This is a genomic window from Microbacterium sp. nov. GSS16, from assembly GCF_028198145.1.
Taxonomy (GTDB): Bacteria; Actinomycetota; Actinomycetes; order Actinomycetales; family Microbacteriaceae; genus Microbacterium.
This window is the reverse complement of record NZ_CP116338.1, coordinates 932,215-945,790: the sequence shown is the minus strand read 5'-3', so window position 1 is coordinate 945,790 and position 13,576 is coordinate 932,215. Positions and strand designations below refer to the sequence as shown.

Genomic DNA, 13,576 nt, shown 5'->3' with positions numbered 1-13,576 from the left:
GTGCCCATGCTAATTGCTAATGAGAACCATTCTCAACTTGGCGACGAAGTTCCCACACATGAGACAGGGCGAGACCGACCTGCGGTCGGAGACGTACGCGAATTCACGATTCGCGAACGTCTCCGACCTCATACGAGTGCGAGCGTCAAGCCCTCAGCCAGGCCGTCGCCTCCGCCGGCAGGGCGCCGTCGCGAAGCGGCTGGGTGCTCAGCAGCACGGCATCCGCATCCGCGCCGAGATCGAACGGCTCGGTGCCGAAGTTCGTCACCACCTGCCATCCGTTCGGGCGAGCGAAGCGCAGCACGTCGGACCGGCCGGTCTCACGCCACTCGAGCCTCTCCTCCGTCTGCAGGCGACGGCGCAGTCCCAGCGCCTTCCGATAGAGCGAGAGGGTGGATGCCGGATCCGCCGCCTCGACATCCACCGCGTACTCGGCGAACCACGATGGCTGGGGCAGATGCGCGCCGTCGGAGCCGAAGCCGAACGACGCCCCCTCGGCGCTCCACGGCAGCGGAACCCGGCATCCGTCGCGGCCGAGTCCGTCGAACTCCGCGCCGCGGAAGAAGGCCGGGTCCTGACGCTGCTCGGGCGAGATATCGGCGACCTCGTGCAGGCCGAGCTCCTCGCCTTGGTAGAGATAGGTACTGCCGGGCAGGCCGAGCAGCAGCATCGTGGCCGCCTCGGCGCGCCGGCGCCCCTGCGCGCGATCGAGCTGGTCATCGGGTCCGCCGGCGGCGACCCACTCCGTGCCCTGCTTGACCCGCCGGCCGTCCAGCGGCGGCAGCCCGTAGCGTGTGGCATGCCGGGTGACGTCATGGTTCGAGAGCACCCAGGTCGTCGACGATCCCGTCGCATCGGCCTGCGCGAGGTTGACCGTGATCAGGCGACGGAACTCCGCGGCGTCGAAGTCGGCCTCGAGCAGATCGAAGTTGAACGCCTGGCCGAGCCCCTCGGCCGACGCGTACCGGGCGCGCCGCTCTGGCGTCTGAACCCATGCCTCGGCGACGGCGGTGCGCGGCGGGTCGTACTCGTTGAACACCTGGCGCCATTCGGCGTACACCTCGTGCACGTCGTCGCGATCGGTGATCGGGTGCTGACCGGTGGTGCTGTCGATGGCCTCGAGCTCGGCGCGGCTGGGCAGCGGCTCGGTGAGGTCCTTGGTGAGCATGTGGGCGACGTCGATGCGGAAGCCGTCGACACCACGGTCCGACCAGAACCGCAGAGTCTTCAGGAAGTCGGCGCGCACCTCGGGGTGCGACCAGTTCAGGTCGGGCTGCTCGACGGCGAAGTGGTGGAAGTACCACTGCCCGTCCTCCACCCGCTCCCAGGCCCCGCCGCCGAACACCGACAGCCAGTCGGTGGGCGGCTCGCTGCCGTCGGGACCGGTGCCCTCGCGGAAGATGTACCGCTCCCGGGCGGCCGACCCGCGCCCAGCGGCCAGCGCCTCCTGGAACCACTCGTGCAGGTTAGACGAGTGGTTCGGGACGATGTCGACGATGACGTGGATGCCGCGCTCGTGCAGCGCCTGAACCATCCGGTCGAACTCCTCGAGCGTGCCGATGCGGGGGTCGACGTCGCGATAGTCGGCCACGTCATAGCCGCCGTCGGCGAGCGCGGAAGGGTAGAAAGGGCTGAGCCAGACCGCGTCGATACCCAGCTCGGCGAGGTAGTCGACGCGGGAGAGGATGCCGGCGATGTCGCCGATGCCGTCACCGTTGCCGTCGGCGAAGCTGCGCGGATAGATCTGGTAGACGGCGGCCTGCCGCCACCACGTGGTGGGGTCGATGGTGCTCTGCTCGGCGACGGACGGGTCGGTCATGAATCTCCTTGACTGGGGGTTTGGGTCGGTCTGGTGGGTTGCGGAGCCTGCTCCCCTGGGTTGCTGAGCCTGCTCCCCTGGGTAGCTGAGCCTGCCGAAGCATCAGCCCTTCACGGCGCCCTGGGTGACGCCCTCCATCACCCAGCGCTGCGTGAACAGGTAGGCGACGATCGCGGGCGCCATGGCCATGAGGTACGAGGCGAAGGCGACGTTGTAGTTGTTGCTGAACTGGTTCTGGAACAGGTTCTGCCGCACGGGAAGGGTCTGCAGGTTCGGATCGGAGATGATCAACGACGGCATCATGAAGTCGTTCCACGCGTAGAGGAACGCGAAGATGCCGACCGTGGCGCTCATCGGCGCGAGCAGCGGGAAGATCAGCTTCCAGAACGTCTGCCATGTCGTCGCGCCGTCGATGCGGGCGCTCTCTTCGAGCTCGATGGGGATCGAGCGCAGGAACGCGGTGAACAGCAGCACGCTGAAGCTGAGCTGGAACATCGTGGCGAGGATGATCACGCCCATGGGGTTGTCGAGCCCGACTCGGCCGGTCAGCTGGATCTGCGGCAGCGCGACGACGGGGAACGGGATGAACATCGCCGCGAGCAGATAGAAGAAGGAGTACCGGAAGAACCGCCGGTCCCAGTTGCGCACGATCGCGTACGACGCGAAGGCCGCGAGCACGATCGTCGCGATCACCGTTCCGGCCGTGACGAGCATCGAGATCGCCGCGCCGACGGGGAACTTCGTCAGGGTCCAGGCCTGCACGAAGCCGTCGACGCTGAACGGCGCCGGCAGCGAGAACGCGTTGCCGTCGACGGCCTGGCCGGTGGTCTTGAACGCCATCGAGATGGTGACGTACAGAGGCAGCAGCACGGTGACCGCACACAGGATGAGGATGATGGTGCCCGACCAGTTGACGCGCTCCATCGCCGTGCGCGACGGCGTGGTCGGTGTGCGCTCGGTCAGTGCGCCCGGGGTGGCCGAGGTGAGAGCGGGCTGGGTGGTCATCAGAGCGCATTCCTTCCGCGCGTCAGCGAGAGCTGGAGCAGGGAGATGAGCACGGCGACGATGAAGAAGATCGTCGCGTTCGCCATCTGGTAGGCGTAGTCGCCGCCGTTGAAGCCCGCGATGATCGTCATCGCGACGCTGCGGGTGGCGGTGCCCGGGCCGCCGTTGGTGAGGCCGACGATGATGTCGTAGGCGTTCAGGAAGCCCTTGAACCCGAGGATGACATTGATCACCACGTAGCCGGCCACGAGAGGGACGGTGATGCGCATGAGCTGCTGCGTCTTGGTCGCACCGTCGATCGACGCGGCCTCGTACACGTCGCCGGGCACAGAGAGCAGTCCCGCGATGTAGATGAGCATCGTGCCGGGGATCGCCTGCCACGCCGTGACGATGACGATGGCGACCCAGGCGAGGTCGGGGTTGGCCAGCAGGCTGGTCTGCAGCCAGCCGATGCCCGTCGCCGCGCCGGCGGCGGGGATCGAGTTCGAGAAGAGGAAGTTGAAGACGTAGGCGATGATGATGCCCGAGATCACCATCGGGATGACGAAGATCGTGCGCAGGCCCGTCTTGAACCGGATGCGCGAGGTGAGCCCCACGGCGAGCAGGAACGCGACGAAGTTGACGACGATCACCGTCGCGATCGAGAACCCGAACGTGAACAGGTAGCTCTGCAGGATGGCCGGGTCGCTGAACATCGCGATGTAGTTCGTCAGGCCGTTGAAGCTCCAGTCGCCGAGCCCGATCGAGTCGGTGAAGCTGAAGAAGATGCCGATCACGCCGGGGACGGTGATCGCCAGGGTGAACAGCACGAGGGTGGGGACGAGGAAGAAGTAGTAGATCGGCTCGACCCGACGACTGCTGCGTCGGCGTGTGCGATCGCCCTGCGTGATGACCGTGGACGTGGTGCTCATTCTGCCGACTCCTTCGTCTGGCTGGTGGGCGCAGGGGCGCGGAAGGCGATGCGCGCCCAGTCGGCGTCCATCGTGCGCAGGATGTCGTCGGGGTCGGCCCCGAGCACCATGGCCTGCGCGTAGTTGAAGACGGGGATCGTCTTGGGAACGAGAACCGAGGGGCCCTGGTAGATGCGGCCCTCGTCGTAGTACTCGATCATCCCCTCGATGCGCGGATCATCCGGCGCGGCGGCGTCTTCGAGCGGGGTGAAGCCGAGCTGCGATGCGTTGTACTCCTCGATGTGCTCGGGCTGGTAGAGGTACTCGAGGAAGTCCCGGGCAGCCTCTTTGTGGCGAGACTCCTCGGGGATCATCGCCGCGAGGTCCATGTTGACGCGCACGGCGAGGTCGTCGGGGTCGTCGGTCATCGGCAGCGGGAAGGTGCCGAGCTCGAGGTCGGGGGCGGTCTTCGCGATCTCGCTGAACGCCCACGGCCCCTGCAGGTACATGGCCGCCTCCCCCTTCGAGAAGGCGAGGTTGCCGTCGCCGTAGCCGCGACTGGCCGCGTCGTCGTTGGTGTAGTCGGACGCGAGCGTCAGCATCCGGTCCATCGGCTCGGCGAAATTCTTCTGGAACGAGACCTCCGACTCGGGGCCCACCTCGGTGCCCTCCTTCGCGAGGGCGTCGAAGAACTCGAGCACGTCGAGCGACCCTCCGACCGAGTAGTCGTACCAGCCCTGACCCACCGTCCAGTCGTCTTTGAAGGTGCCGTAGAACGGGGTGATCCCGGCCTGCTTCAGCTGATCGGCGACCTGCAGCAGCTCGTCCCACGTGCGCGGGACCTCGAGGCCCTGCTCGGCGAAGATCTGCTTGTTGTAGATGACCGACGCGGCCATCACCGAATAGGGCAGTGCGCTGGTGCGCCCTTCGCATGACCCGTACTGCTCCATGAGCGGCTGCAGATCCTCGCGCACGCTCTTCGCGGCGTCGGTGCCGCTGAGATCGCTGAGCGCGCAGCGCTGCACGAAGCGCGCGACCTCGTAGTTGTAGTTGGCGAGCATGATGTCGGGCGGGTTGCCGCGCACGAAGCTGGCCGAGACGACGTCGACGCCGGATGTGTCGATCTCGACGCGCACGTCGTCCTGCGAGGCGTTGTAGTCGGCGACGAGCTTGGTCATGAACTCGATCGCCTCGCGTTTGCTGAAGGTGAAGCGGATGGTCTCGCGGCCGTCCGACGAACAGCCGACCAGGGCCGAGCCGAGCAGCGCGAGCGTCGCGGCGCTCGCCGCGATGCGCACCGCGCGAGGAGATGTGACAGACACCGTCGTCCTTCCGACCTGAATATCCGGAGAGTAAATCTAGTGACTAGATTTAGTCGCTTGCCCGGTACTCTCTCAGAGGGAAGGGAAGAGGTCAAGAGCTGTGAGCGATATCTCCGCAGATCTCGGCACCGGCAGAGCCAGCGTCGGAGCGGTGCTCGACTACGCCTGGACCGCGGGAGAGTTCACGGCGACGGATGCCATGGCATCCACCGCCATCACCCGATCCACCGCCATCGAGGCGCTCGCGACGCTGGTCGGCGCAGGGATCCTCACCGAGCTGCCGAATGCGCGGGCGGCCGGCGCGTACCGGGCGGGCCGGCCCGCTCGACGCTTCACGCTCTGCCCCGATCTGGGCGTGGTCGCCGGCATCGACGCCGGCGACACGCACCTCGCTGTCACGATCGCCGACCTGCTCGACACCTCCCTCGCGCATCGCCGCGTCGACCTCGATCCCGAGCAGACGCCTGATGAGCGCCGCGCCACGATCCTGCAGCACCTCGAGCAGTCCCTGGCCGACGCCGGGCGCACGCGCGAGTCGCTGCTGTCGATCTGCGTGGGCGTCGCCGCCCCTGTCGACCGTGAGGGCACCTCTCCCCCGCACCCCCAGGGGTTCTGGGAGCGGACCAACCCGGCTCTCGCGACGGCGCTCACCGACTGGGCGCCGGTCGTCGAGGTCAAGAACGATGCTCTGCTCGCTGCGGTCGCCGAAGGGTCTCTGGGCGCAGCGGTCGGATGCCGCGACTACGTCGCGCTGCTGGCCGGCGAGCGCTTCGGCGGCGGAGTGGTCGTCGACGGGCACCTGCTGCACGGCGCGCACGGCGGCGTCGGCGAGGGCGTGGTGTTCGATCACATCGTCGGCGTGGGCTCGGCCGTCGGTCTGAGCCACACCGTGCAGGACGAGGTGCGCTCGGCGGTCGAGGACGGCGAGATCGATCGGCGGGGGCTGATCGGACGCCTGTCGGATGCCGTGCGCATCGATCCGCGCGTCGTGCTCGTCGCCGCCGCCGAGGGCGATCGGGATGCGGTGCTCGTCTGCTCGCGGGTCGGAGAGAGGCTCGCACGGATCGTGGGCGTGCTCAGCAGCATGTACGACCCCGCTCGTGTGATCGTGTGCGGCGCGATCGCCGAGAGCATCCAACCGGTGATCACAGCGGCTCGTGCGATGCTGCCCGCTCAGATGCACCTCCCGGCGCCCGATCTGCTCGCCTCATCGCTCGGTGCCGAGGTGGTCTCGCTCGGCGCGGTGGCCACGGCACGGCGGGCGGCGCGCGAGCGCGCCGTGCCGCTGCTGGCCGAGCGCAGACTCGCAACGGCGTGATCGCGCGACGATGCGCTCGAGTGCGCCGCGTCAGAGATCGGGGTCGAAGCTCGCGTTCAGGCCGGCGTCGAACTCGTCGTCGTCCGCCTCGTCCCTGGGGCGAGGATAAAGACGGTGCGAGCGCAGCGTCTCGGCCTCGACCGAGAAGTCCGGATCCGCTCCGTCGGACGTCTGCGGGCCCACGAGGAGATCGTTGCCGACACCGACGAGCAGGTCGGCGCTGTCTTTGGCGCCGTTGATCACGACGGGGATGTGCAGCGCCTCCGTCTCGCCCTCCCGCGCGATGGCAGCCGCGAGCTCCACCAGCGCGTCTGCGACATCATTGGTGGTGATCAGCTGCTGGCCGGCGTAGGAGACGAGTTTCACGCCGAAACACTGCCAGAGCGATGCGCCGATCGCCGCCTGGGTTGATATTCCTCTTGTGATGGGATAGCCGGTGCACTCAGTCGACGAGCAGGGCTGGCTCCTCGAGGATCGAGGCGACGTCGGCGATGAACCGGCTCATGCCGTCGCCGTCGATCACCCGGTGATCGAACGAACCCGACACCGTCGTGACCCAGCGCGGGCGCACCTCGCCGTCGACCACCCACGGCTTCTGGGCGATCGTGCCCATGGCGACGATGCCGGCCTCGCCGGGGTTGATGATCGGGGTGCCCGCGTCCATGCCGAAGACACCGATGTTGGTGATCGTGATGGTGCCACCTTGCTGGTCGGCGGGGCTCGTCTTGCCCTCGCGCGCCGTGAGCGTGAGTCGGTTCAGCGAGCGCGCGAGATCCTTCATGCTGAGATCCTGCGCGTCCTTGATGTTCGGCACCAGCAGACCGCGCGGAGTCGCGGCCGCGATACCCAGGTTCACGTAGTGGCGCACGACGATCTCGGCGCCGGAGTCGGTGTCGACCCAGGCGGCGTTGACCATCGGAGTGCGGCGTGCGGCCCAGATCACGGCACGGGCCATGATCAGCAGCGGTGAGACGCGGATGTCGGCGTAGTCGGGCGAGGCCTTCAGCCGCTTGACGAGATCCATGGTTCGGGTCGCGTCGATCTCCTTCCACACCGTCACGTGCGGGGCGGAGTACGCGCTCTGCACCATCGCCGACGACGTCGCCTTGCGCACGCCCTTGACGGGGATCGATTCGGAGCGCCCTTCGTCGACCTGCGGCTTGACGGGCAGCTTCTCCTCACGGATGGCGCCCCAGGCGGGAGTCTCGATGTTGCGGAACACGCTCGCCTGCTCGGCGTGCTTCACGACATCGTCACGGGTGACCTCGCCGTCGGCGCCTGTCGGTGTCACCTCGGTGAGCTCGACGTTCAGGTCGCGGGCGAGCTTGCGGATCGGCGGCTTGGCGATCACGCCGACCGACGAGCGCACAGGACGCTCGGCCGGCTTCCGGCGGCGCGAGGTCGCCCCTCCCCCGGTTCCGTAGCCGACGAGCACCGACCCGCCGCCCTCGTCGGTCGCCGGCGGAGCCGCGGGATCCTTCGGGTTCGCCGCGATACCGGCATCCGCCGCCTCGGCCTCCGACACGAACGTGATGATCGGCGACCCGACCTCGACCGTCACGCCCTCGGCGACCAGCAGCTCGCCGACGACACCGGCGTGCGGAGAGGGAAGCTCGACGAGCGACTTCGCCGTCTCGATCTCGCAGATGACGTCGTTGATCGCGACGGCGTCGCCGGGCGCGACCTTCCATGCCACGAGCTCGGCCTCGGTGAGACCCTCGCCGACGTCGGGAAGAGTGAAGGTTTCGGTGGTCATGAGAGATGTCCTCCGTCGGGATCAGTAGGCGAGCGAGCGGTCGACGGCGTCGAGGATGCGGTCGGCATCCGGCAGGTAGGTGCCTTCGAGCTTGGCGGGCGGGAACGGCGCGTCGAAGCCCGACACCCGCAGCACCGGGGCCTCAAGCGCGTAGAACGCGCGCTCCATGACCGTCGCGGCGATCTCGCCGCCGACGCTCGTGTGCCCCGGGGCTTCCTGCGCGTAGACCATGCGCCCGGTGGAGCGCACCGAATCGAGGATCGGCCCGTAGTCGACGGGTGAGAGCGAGCGCACGTCGACGACCTCGCAGCTGGTGCCCTCGGCCTCGGCGAGCGCGGCCGCCTGCAGCAGCGTGGTGACCATGGCGCCGTGGCCGACGAGGGTCACGTCGCTGCCGCGGCGCACGATGCGCGAGGCGTGCAGGGGCAGGGCGGATGCCTCGAACTCGACCTCACCCTTCTGCCAGTAGCGGCTCTTCGGCTCGAGGAAGATCACCGGGTCGTTCGAGCGGATCGCCTCCTGGATCATCCAGTACGCGTCGTTCGAGGTCGACGGCGAGACCACCCGCAGACCGGGGGTGTGCGCGAAGTACGCCTCGGGACTCTCCTGGTGGTGCTCGACGGCGCCGATGTGCCCGCCGTACGGGATGCGGATGACGACGGGCATCGACAGGGCGCCCTCGTGCCGGTTCGTGAGCTTGGCGAGCTGCGAGGTGATCTGGTCGAAGGCGGGGAACACGAAACCGTCGAACTGGATCTCGATCACCGGGCGGAATCCGGCCATGGCCAGCCCGATCGCGGTGCCGACGATGCCCGATTCGGCCAGCGGGGTGTCGAGCACGCGGCGATCGCCGAAGTCGCGCTGCAGGTGCTCGGTGATGCGGAAGACGCCGCCCAGGCGACCGATGTCCTCCCCCATCAGCAGCACCCGCGGGTCGTCCTCCATCGCCTTTCGGAGACCCGCGTTCAGCGCCTTCGACATCGGCATCGATTCGATGGTCATCAGTGCGCCCCTCCCTCGAACGAGGCCTCGTAGTCGTTCAGCCATGCCTTCTGCTCCGCCATCAGCGGGTGCGGGTCGCTGTACACGTGGTCGAAGATCAGTGATCGCTCCGGTGAGGTGAGGGTGACGGCGCGGCTGCGCAGGTCTTCGGCGGCGTCCGCCGCCTCGGCATCCGTCTCCTCGAAGAGGGATGCCGGCGCGCCCCGCCCCTCGAGGAAAGCGCGCATGCGTGCGATCGGGTCGCGTTGCGCCCACCGCTGCTCCTCGTCGGAGTGTCGGTACTTCGTGGGGTCATCACTGGTCGTGTGCGCGCCCATGCGGTACGTCACCGCCTCGATCGCGCGCGGGCCGAGGCCGCTGCGGGTCTCGTCGAGCAGCGCGCGCGAGACGGCGTAGCTGGCGAGCACGTCGTTGCCGTCGACTCGCACCGACGGGATGCCGTACCCCGGCCCACGGCCGACCAGCGGCACCTTCGACTGCGTCTCGACGGGCACCGAGATGGCCCAGTGGTTGTTCTGCAGGAAGAACAGCACCGGGGCGTCGTAGCTGGCGGCGAACACCATCGCCTCGTGCACGTCGCCCTGACTGGAGGCGCCGTCGCCGTAGTAGACGACCACGGCCTCGTCGCGCTCGACATCACCCGTGCCGGTGCGGCCGTCGAACGTGAGACCCATCGCGTATCCGGCGGCGTGCAGGGTCTGCGACCCGAGCACCAGCGTGTAGATGCGAGTGTTGCCGTTCTTGGCGTCGGTGGGGTTCCAGCCCCCGTGCGAGGTGCCGCGCATGACCTTGAGGATGTCGACGGGGTCGACGCCGCGGATGCGGGTGACCGCGTGCTCGCGGTACGAGGGGAACAGCGTGTCCTGCGCGCGCGCGGCGCGGGCGGATCCGACTTGAGCTGCCTCCTGGCCGCGGCTCGGCGGCCACAGGGCGAGCTGGCCCTGGCGCTGCAGGTTGGTCGCCTGCGTGTCGATCGCGCGGATGACGACCATGTCTCGGTAGAACTGCTCGAGCTCGGCGTCGGTGAGCGCGTCGATGAGCGGCAGATAGCGCTCGGCGGCAGCCGAGGGGGCGTAGCTGCCGTCGTCGGCGAGGACGCGAACGAGGGGTGCTTCGATCGGGGTCACCCGACCACGCTACCCACGTCGGCATGCCAGGTCACGCATACCTAGGGGCCCCTAGTAAGTGCCCGGCACCTGGACTTCTCGTGTCAGAGCAGCGACTTGGCGACGGCCAGCACGCGGTCGATCGACTCCTCTTCACCGACCGAGATCCGGATCCCGTCGCCCGGGAAAGGGCGCACGATCAGGTCGGCGGCGTCGAATGCGGCGGCGACCTCGTCGGTGCGCTGGCCGGCGGGCAGCCAGACGAAGTTCGCCTGCGAGTCGGGCACCTGCCAGCCCTGCGCGCGCAGGCCGCCGACGAGGCGCGTGCGCCGCTCGACGATCACCGACACGCGCTCGCGCAGCTCGGGCTCGGCGTCGAGACTGGCGATCGCCGCGCGCTCGGCCGCGCTGGTCACCGACAGCGGGATGCCGGTGGTGCGGGCGGCGTCGAGCACCCGCGGATGCCCGATCGCATAGCCCACGCGCAGACCGGCGAGCCCGTAGGCCTTGGAAAAGGTGCGCAGCACGACGACGTTCGGATGCCGATCGAAGAGGCGCTCCGCGAGCCCGTCGACCGCGTCGGGCGCGGTGACGAACTCGGCGTACGCCTCGTCGAGGATGATCAGCACGTCTCGCGGCACGCGGTCGACGAATGCCGCGAACTCGGCGCTCGTGACGATCGGGCCGGTCGGGTTGTTCGGCGTGCAGACGATCACCACGCGGGTGCGGTCGGTTACGGCATCCGCCATCGCGTCGAGATCATGCCTGGCGCCCGAGGCGAGGGGCACCTGCACGCCCGTCGCGCCGGCCACCAGCGGAAGGCTGGGATACGCCTCGAACGAGCGCCAGGCGTAGACGACCTCGTCGCCGACCGACGAGGTGCCGAGCACCAGCTGGTGCAGGATCGAGACCGACCCGGCGGCGACGTGCACGGCGTCGGACTCGACGCCGAACCTCTCGCCGAGGCGGGCGCGCAGCGCCGCCGCGGAGGCGTCGGGATAGCGGTTGACCGGCGTGGTCGCCTGCAGCGCCTCCAGTACCGACGGGAGCGGCTCGAAGGGGTTCTCATTGCTCGAGAGCTTGAACGCCTCGGGGCCGGCCTGCTTGCCCTGGCGGTACGGCGGCAGGGCGGCGATCTCAGGACGGATTCGGGGCAGCATCGGCTCGGTCACGGCATCAGTCTAAGAGCGGCATCGGCCCCTGACGTGACAGGATCAGCACATGCGATTCCTCATCCGCGTCGTCATCAACGCCTTCGCCATCTGGATCGTCACGCTGATCCCGGTTCTCGGTGTGGGCATCCGGCCGTTCGCCCCGGGGGGCGACCTGCAGGTCGCGCTGACCCTGCTCGCCGTCGGCGCGGTGTTCGCTCTGGTCAACTCGATCATCGGCACGGTGATCCGCATCGTCGCGTTCCCGCTGTACATCCTGACGCTCGGGCTGATCTCGTTCATCATCAACGGTCTGCTGCTGTGGATCACCGCGTGGATCACCGGCGCGTTCAGCTGGGGGCTGACGGTGGAGTCGTTCTGGTGGGCGGTCGTGGCCGCGTTCCTCATCTCGGTGATCAACGCGATCCTCGGCGCCATCCTGCGGCCGCAGGAGAAGAAGAAGCGCCGCTGACGCGGAGCGGAGGCGCGGGCCCGGCCGCGAGGTGTCACGGTCTGGTCGCATGGAACTCGGTGCGTTCCCGACCCCGTCACGGCCTGGTCGCGTGGAACTCGGTCCGCTCGACCGAGACGATGTCGTCCGCCTCCGAACGCAGCGTGTCGTGCATCCGCTCGACGCGGGCGTCTCCCGACTCGTCGGCGAGGGCGAGCGTCTCGTCGTACGCATCCCGCATGTGCGCGCCGAACGTCGATGCCTTCCCGTTCGCCGCGTCGTCACGTGAGATGGTCATGCTGTCGGGTGAGCCGATACTGGCCGCAGGACCACCGGAGGTGAGGCCGGCGCCGACGGGATCGTCGGGGTGGACGACCCGGATGAGCGTCTGGTCCGCGTCGAGCACCGGAACCGTCGGGCTCCCCACGGTCATCACCCGCGACGTGGTGTACACCCCGCTCACCGCCACCGCCGCAGCGATCGCACCGCCCTGCGAGTACCCCACGAGGTCGACGCGCGCCCCGGGCTCGGCGCCCGCCTGCCGCAGCGCCTCCATCGTCGCCGCGTACGAGGCGCTCTGCTCGCGGTCGATGTAGAGGTCCCAGTTCGAGCCGGAGTCCCACGGCTCCTCGAAGCCGCTTCTGATGGTGCGGGTGCCGTCGATGTACGCGACGAACGACGTGGTGCCGTCGGCGTGGGTGCGCTTCTCGACCGCGACCTGCGCCTTTCCGTCGGGCAGGCGCTGCGTGAGCTGAGCGAGAGTAGTGGCCGCGCGCTCGACGGCGTGCGTCGACGCCCGCCGCACCACGACCGGCGGCGCCTCGCCGCTGAGCCGCGTGCCGTTCAGGATCGTGCCCGCGCTCGTCGTGATGCGCTGCAGCAGCGGGGCCAGCAGCCACAGCGGCATGTGGAACGCGCTGTCGCCGAGAATGGCCGCGAGCTGGTCGACGGGCGCATCCAGCATCCCGTCCACCGACGAGCGCTCCCATGCTGCGGTCAGCTGCAGCGCCATCCCGTCGACGGCAGGGTACGACGCGACCAGCTCGTCGATCCGCCCTTGCAGCAGCTCCGCCTCGAGGGGATGCTCCACCGCGAGCAGCTGCTGCTCGGAACGCAGGTCGGCCAGCTCGAAAGCATCCGCCATGATCGTGGTGCCGCGCGCGTCGTCGCCGAGCTCGTCTGCGTCTTCAGCCACGTGCTGCGCCGTCGCCCACAGACCGCCCGCACCGACTCGGCTGCCTGCGCGCCACGCCGAGGAGACGGCGTGATGCGCGCGGCGCAGGTCATCGGCGGCGGCGCTCAGCCGTGCGGCGGTCGCCGCCATCCGGTCGGCGACCGCGCGCATCTCGTTCGGGTCCACGGCTATCGCCCCGCCGCCGGTGATTTCCAGGGTCATACGACCGCCGCCAGGCATTCGTCTCGGTACGAGGCGATGTCGGCGCAGGCGACGACGAGCCGGCCCGCCCGCCCGATCAGCGCGGCACGCAGCATCCGCACCGCCGCCGCCTCCCAGTGGGAGTCGTCGATCAGGCGGTCGAGCTCGGCCCGCACCTGCGCGAGCGCGTCGAGCGCGTCATCGAGCAGGCGGACCCCGGTGACAAGCTCCGCGAGCTCGTCGCCGGAGGGAGCCGCCGGGTGAATAGTGGTGAACATGACCCTAGCCTGCGCGACGCGCCGCATGCGCCCAGCCGGCAACCCACGGACTGTGAATAACCCGGGACGACCCCCGATTGGGGAGACGAGTCGAGGCCCGCAG

The 13,576-nt window shown here is 69.0% G+C and carries 13 protein-coding genes; 2 read left to right on the top strand and 11 right to left on the bottom strand.

Annotated features, from left to right (window positions below; translation table 11 throughout):
- Positions 1-145: 145 nt before the first annotated feature.
- The 4 genes from PGB26_RS04365 to PGB26_RS04350 form a co-directional block, all read right to left on the bottom strand.
- Positions 146-1,819 carry a glycoside hydrolase family 13 protein gene (locus tag PGB26_RS04365; RefSeq protein WP_271639126.1) on the bottom strand — a complete coding sequence of 558 codons (1,674 nt, stop codon included), beginning with the start codon at positions 1,817-1,819 and terminating at the stop codon, positions 146-148.
- 102 nt (positions 1,820-1,921) lie between these two features.
- Positions 1,922-2,824 (bottom strand): carbohydrate ABC transporter permease, encoded by a 903-nt coding sequence (locus PGB26_RS04360; RefSeq protein ID WP_413634912.1) that lies wholly within the window; start codon positions 2,822-2,824, stop codon positions 1,922-1,924.
- On the bottom strand, positions 2,824-3,735 hold the full coding sequence (locus PGB26_RS04355; RefSeq protein ID WP_271639125.1) for a carbohydrate ABC transporter permease: 912 nt from the start codon (positions 3,733-3,735) through the stop codon (positions 2,824-2,826). The genes PGB26_RS04360 and PGB26_RS04355 overlap by 1 nt, the downstream gene beginning before the upstream one ends.
- The gene (locus PGB26_RS04350) at positions 3,732-5,036 is read right to left on the bottom strand and encodes an ABC transporter substrate-binding protein (RefSeq protein ID WP_271639124.1); all 1,305 of its coding nucleotides are present in this window, start codon (positions 5,034-5,036) and stop codon (positions 3,732-3,734) included. The genes PGB26_RS04355 and PGB26_RS04350 overlap by 4 nt, the downstream gene beginning before the upstream one ends.
- Before the next feature lie 100 nt (positions 5,037-5,136).
- Between PGB26_RS04350 and PGB26_RS04345 the strand changes: the two genes are divergently transcribed.
- Positions 5,137-6,354, top strand: a complete 1,218-nt coding sequence (locus PGB26_RS04345) for an ROK family protein (protein WP_271639123.1) — start codon at positions 5,137-5,139, stop codon at positions 6,352-6,354.
- A gap of 30 nt (positions 6,355-6,384) precedes the next feature.
- Here the strand turns inward: PGB26_RS04345 and PGB26_RS04340 are convergent, their stop codons facing one another.
- The 5 genes from PGB26_RS04340 to PGB26_RS04320 all read right to left on the bottom strand — a co-directional run bounded on the left by PGB26_RS04340 (position 6,385) and on the right by PGB26_RS04320 (position 11,378).
- Positions 6,385-6,720, bottom strand: coding sequence for a hypothetical protein (locus PGB26_RS04340; RefSeq protein ID WP_271639122.1), 336 nt, complete (start codon positions 6,718-6,720; stop codon positions 6,385-6,387).
- Positions 6,721-6,796: 76 nt separating this feature from the next.
- The gene (locus PGB26_RS04335; RefSeq protein ID WP_271639121.1) at positions 6,797-8,110 is read right to left on the bottom strand and encodes a dihydrolipoamide acetyltransferase family protein; all 1,314 of its coding nucleotides are present in this window, start codon (positions 8,108-8,110) and stop codon (positions 6,797-6,799) included.
- Between the two features lie 21 nt (positions 8,111-8,131).
- A complete protein-coding gene (locus tag PGB26_RS04330; protein ID WP_271639120.1) occupies positions 8,132-9,112 on the bottom strand; it encodes an alpha-ketoacid dehydrogenase subunit beta in 981 nt (326 codons plus the stop codon).
- A complete protein-coding gene (locus tag PGB26_RS04325; protein ID WP_271639119.1) occupies positions 9,112-10,239 on the bottom strand; it encodes a thiamine pyrophosphate-dependent enzyme in 1,128 nt (375 codons plus the stop codon). Before PGB26_RS04325 ends, PGB26_RS04330 begins: the two co-directional genes overlap by 1 nt.
- A gap of 83 nt (positions 10,240-10,322) precedes the next feature.
- Complete coding sequence (locus PGB26_RS04320; RefSeq protein ID WP_442923013.1) at positions 10,323-11,378, bottom strand: histidinol-phosphate transaminase; 1,056 nt, start codon at positions 11,376-11,378, stop codon at positions 10,323-10,325.
- A 61-nt stretch (positions 11,379-11,439) separates the two neighbouring features.
- Here PGB26_RS04320 and PGB26_RS04315 point away from each other — a divergent pair, with 61 nt between their 5' ends.
- Positions 11,440-11,841 (top strand): phage holin family protein, encoded by a 402-nt coding sequence (locus tag PGB26_RS04315; protein WP_271639117.1) that lies wholly within the window; start codon positions 11,440-11,442, stop codon positions 11,839-11,841.
- Between the two features lie 76 nt (positions 11,842-11,917).
- On the opposite strand, the gene PGB26_RS04310 is transcribed toward PGB26_RS04315, so the two are convergent.
- Positions 11,918-13,216 carry a hypothetical protein gene (locus PGB26_RS04310; RefSeq protein WP_271639116.1) on the bottom strand — a complete coding sequence of 433 codons (1,299 nt, stop codon included), beginning with the start codon at positions 13,214-13,216 and terminating at the stop codon, positions 11,918-11,920.
- Positions 13,213-13,473, bottom strand: a complete 261-nt coding sequence (locus tag PGB26_RS04305) for a hypothetical protein (RefSeq protein ID WP_271639115.1) — start codon at positions 13,471-13,473, stop codon at positions 13,213-13,215. Before PGB26_RS04305 ends, PGB26_RS04310 begins: the two co-directional genes overlap by 4 nt.
- Positions 13,474-13,576 lie beyond the last annotated feature (103 nt).

Excerpts from the sequence above, each read along its gene's own strand:
- PGB26_RS04360 (WP_413634912.1), bottom strand. The coding sequence starts at position 2,824 with ATGACCACCCAGCCCGCTCTCACCTCGGCCACCCCGGGCGCACTGACC.
- PGB26_RS04335 (WP_271639121.1), bottom strand. The coding sequence starts at position 8,110 with ATGACCACCGAAACCTTCACTCTTCCCGACGTCGGCGAGGGTCTCACC.
- PGB26_RS04320 (WP_442923013.1), bottom strand. The coding sequence starts at position 11,378 with ATGCTGCCCCGAATCCGTCCTGAGATCGCCGCCCTGCCGCCGTACCGC.
- PGB26_RS04355 (WP_271639125.1), bottom strand. The coding sequence starts at position 3,735 with ATGAGCACCACGTCCACGGTCATCACGCAGGGCGATCGCACACGCCGA.
- PGB26_RS04305 (WP_271639115.1), bottom strand. The coding sequence starts at position 13,473 with ATGTTCACCACTATTCACCCGGCGGCTCCCTCCGGCGACGAGCTCGCG.
- PGB26_RS04365 (WP_271639126.1), bottom strand. The coding sequence starts at position 1,819 with ATGACCGACCCGTCCGTCGCCGAGCAGAGCACCATCGACCCCACCACG.
- PGB26_RS04310 (WP_271639116.1), bottom strand. The coding sequence starts at position 13,216 with ATGACCCTGGAAATCACCGGCGGCGGGGCGATAGCCGTGGACCCGAAC.
- PGB26_RS04330 (WP_271639120.1), bottom strand. The coding sequence starts at position 9,112 with ATGACCATCGAATCGATGCCGATGTCGAAGGCGCTGAACGCGGGTCTC.
- PGB26_RS04315 (WP_271639117.1), top strand. The coding sequence starts at position 11,440 with ATGCGATTCCTCATCCGCGTCGTCATCAACGCCTTCGCCATCTGGATC.